Raw genomic sequence first — 2,257 nt, 5'->3', positions numbered from 1 at the left:
CACTTCGTCTTCCACCAGCAGCACCTTGTACATGTTGTTCACCCCGCGCCGCAGCTGCATGACCCTCACAAGGCTTCCCGCGTCTGGGTTCCCTCGTAGGGCGTGGAGAGCAGGAACGGGATCCGGATGGTGACCCTCGTTCCCGCGTCGCTGGATTCGATGGACAGGCCGGTCTCTTTCCTGAACAGAAGCTCCAGCCGCTCCCGGATATTCTGCAGGCCGATGCCCTGCCGCTTCCGCACGGACGGCTGCTGCCTGCGCGCTTTTTCCATGCCGATGCCGTTGTCCTCGACCACGATCATCAGATGCTCTTCCCTGCCGTCCGCAATTTTCCACGCTTTGACCCGAATGAGGCCCTGGTCGGGTTTCTGGGCGATGCCGTGCTGGATGGCGTTTTCCACCAGCGGCTGGATGCTGAACTTCGGAACGAGCGCGTACTGGACGGACGGGTCGATCTCGTAGGATATCTCGAATTTGGATTTGTAGCGGATTTTCTGGATGAACACGAAGGCTTCGACCAGACCGATCTCTTCCCGCAGATGGATCATGTCCAGCTCCGTGTTGAGGCTCGTTTCGAGGAGCTTCCCGAGGGACACGCAAATCTCCTCGATCTCCGGTTCCCCGCGGCGGATGGCGATCCATTTCACCATGTTGAGCGTGTTGAGCAGAAAATGCGGATCGACCTGGGAAAGCAACATCTGGAAGCGGGCCACTTCCTTCTGCCGCTCCTCGGCCTTCAGCCGCTGGATCAGTTCCTTCATGTCGTCGATCATCTTGTTGAACGTGGTGGCCAGCTGGCGCATTTCCCCGTGATACTTCTCTTCGGGCAGCCTGATCCGGAGGCCTTTCTGCACCGCTTCCCCCATCTTGTTTTTCAGGTGCAGCAGGGGCTTGGTGATCTTGGAAACGATGAAAAATGACAGGATGATAAACACCAGCACGAACAGGGCGAAGGTCAGGAAGAAATTCTGCTTCAGGGCGCCGAGTTCCTTGAACAGCACGCTGGAGGGGATCTGGCTCACCATGTACCAGTCCACGGATTCAATATGGGTGTAATTCACGATGGAATTGGTGACCCGGTCGTACAGGTATCCGCTTCCTTCGGCCCCGGTGATCTCCCGGATCACGGCATCGGGCAGCCGCATGTCCTGGGAAGTCCGGGCGACGCTTTCCCCTTCCTTTGTGATGATGTAATAGGTATGCTCGTTCGGCGACCGGCGGTTCATCGACCGGAACCAGGCGGAGTAGTCAATGCTGATTCGCGCCACGCCGTAAGGTTTGTAGCTTCGGTCCATAAACAGGCTGTAGTAGGACATCAGGTACGGGCTCGTGGACAAATCCGGGGAGACGTAGTTGGGTTCGTTGGACACCCAGCGGTATTTGGTTTTGCCCTGCATGATTTCGCTGAACCACATCTCCGAAGTCAGGGTCCGGTAATTCAGCTTGTCCCTTGGAGTGTAGGAAGCGTATACATTTCCGTGAAAATCGATGATGGTGTAGTAAACGAAGGGGGTATGCAGGAAGAAGCTGTTGCTGATGCTGATGAATTTCTCATCCATGGTATATTTGTTTTCCAGCACGGAACGATTGTGCGGATATTTGAGGATGTTCTCGATGGTCTTGTCCCGTTCCAACAGGATGGACGTTTTGAAGGCGATGCTCATGAGGTCTTCCAGAGACATGATCATCCGGTGCAGCTGTTCGGAGCTCTGCTCGCTGATCTTCTCCTGCATCAGGTCCTCGAAACGCTGATAGTTGTAAATGCTGAGCACGCCGAACGGCAGCAGGACGAGGGCAACGAATGCCAGAAACAGCCTGGTCCGCAGGGTTTGCGGCCAGAACATTCGCATGCCGGACATCCCCTTGGGCATTCCCCGTCCCCTCCCGCATCACCGAGGTCCCCATCATTATATCATCCGCGGGTTGGAATTTTGATGAAATGTGTTCAAATCGAAAGTTTTGTGCGACCCCGCGGAAAGAACAGGAGAAAAATCGTAGATTTGTGCAACCCGACAATAAAAATGTGTACCATCGGCCGCCGCGGGAAAAATCAAGCCGGACGGCGACCGTCCCGGCCGCCGTCCGGCTTCGCATCACGCGCAAACGCATCAATTCCGGTACTCGATCATCTGAATCAAATTGCCGCAGGTGTCGTCGAACACCGCGAGCGTGACATCGCCCATCCGGGTGGGCGGCATGGTGAACCGAACGCCTTCCGCCGACAGCCGCTCGTATTCCGCTTGAACGTTCCGAACCC

At 56.1% G+C, this 2,257-nt stretch carries 1 protein-coding gene; it reads right to left on the bottom strand.

Annotated elements, in window-relative coordinates; all coding sequences use genetic code 11:
- Positions 1–65: 65 nt before the first annotated feature.
- Positions 66–1,871 (bottom strand): two-component sensor histidine kinase, encoded by a 1,806-nt coding sequence (locus tag BAA01_16890; protein ID OUM90617.1) that lies wholly within the window; start codon positions 1,869–1,871, stop codon positions 66–68.
- Positions 1,872–2,257: the final 386 nt, after the last annotated feature.

Origin of the sequence: Bacillus thermozeamaize, assembly GCA_002159075.1 — a bacterium.
Classification (GTDB): domain Bacteria; phylum Bacillota; class Bacilli; order ZCTH02-B2; family ZCTH02-B2; genus Bacillus_BB; species Bacillus_BB thermozeamaize.
Note: the sequence above shows the minus strand (reverse complement) of the source record. Positions and strands in the feature narration are given on the sequence as shown.

Bases quoted from the DNA above. Each gene is read 5' to 3' on its own strand.
- BAA01_16890 (OUM90617.1), bottom strand. From the start codon at position 1,871: ATGCCCAAGGGGATGTCCGGCATGCGAATGTTCTGGCCGCAAACCCTG.